Source organism: Streptomyces sp. NPDC037389 (assembly GCF_040636475.1).
GTDB classification, from domain to species: domain Bacteria; phylum Actinomycetota; class Actinomycetes; order Streptomycetales; family Streptomycetaceae; genus Streptomyces; species Streptomyces hesseae.
In genome coordinates this window covers 1-1,051 of sequence record NZ_JBEZUS010000088.1, presented here as the reverse complement: position 1 = coordinate 1,051, position 1,051 = coordinate 1, and the positions used below count along the sequence as shown (strand labels likewise).

Annotated in this window: 1 protein-coding gene; it reads left to right on the top strand. The window is 67.8% G+C overall.

Annotated elements, in window-relative coordinates; all coding sequences use genetic code 11:
• Nucleotides 1–222: 222 nt before the first annotated feature.
• On the top strand, nucleotides 223–1,051 hold an 829-nt coding region (locus tag AB0E98_RS33950), incomplete at its 3' end, for a diiron oxygenase (RefSeq protein WP_361710370.1).

Here is a 1,051-nt window from a genome sequence, read left to right as displayed (position 1 = left end):
GCCGTCACCACCCTGGGGTGGGTGCCGGCGGGCCACCGTCCAACGGTCGCGGAGGGGCTGGGCTGCTCGGTCTGGACACCTGAGCACCTCTCACTTCTTTACTCGCAGTCAACAAGTTCCGCGCAGGGGATTGACGAGCTTGCTGACAGGCAGTCTCATAAGACGGAGCAAGGTGGAGTGACCGCGGGTAACACGATCCGTTCGACGAGGTGGGACACAGTCATGACGACCCTGACGGAAGCCGACGCGCTCGAGGGCCTGCGCGACGCGCTCGGCCTGCTCAAGGACCGGGAGCAGGTGGCCGAACGGCTGCTCGACTCGTCCGCCAAGCACTCCTTCGACCCGGACAAGGAGCTGGACTGGGACGCGCCGTTCGAGGACGGCAAGTGGTTCTGGCCGCCGGAGCTGGTGTCGCTGTACGACACCCCGATGTGGCAGCGGATGAGCGAGGAGCAGCGCATCCTGCTCTCCCAGCACGAGGCCGCCGCGCTCGCCTCGCTCGGCATCTGGTTCGAGCTGATCCTGATGCAGCTCCTGGTCCGGCACATCTACGACAAGTCGGCGACCAGCGCCCACGTGCGCTACGCGCTCACCGAGATCGAGGACGAGTGCCGGCACTCGAAGATGTTCGCCCGGCTGATATCGCGCGGCGGGACCCCGTGGTACCCGGTGAGCCCGGTCCACCAGCACCTGGGGCGCCTGTTCAAGACGATCTCCACCACGCCCGGTTCCTTCACCGCCACGCTGCTCGGCGAGGAGGTCCTGGACTGGATGCAGCGGCTGACCTTCCCGGACGAGCGGGTCCAGCCGCTGATCCGGGGCGTCACGCGCATCCACGTCGTGGAGGAGGCGCGGCACGTGCGGTACGCCCGCGAGGAGCTGCGCCGGCAGATGGTGACGGCACCGAAGTGGTCCCAGGAGTTCACGCGGGTCACCTCCGGCGAGTTCGCCCGCGTCTTCTCCATCGCCTTCATCAACCCGGAGGTCTACACGAACGTCGGCCTCGACAAGCGCGAGGCCCTGGCCCAGGTCAAGGCCAGCGGCCACCGCA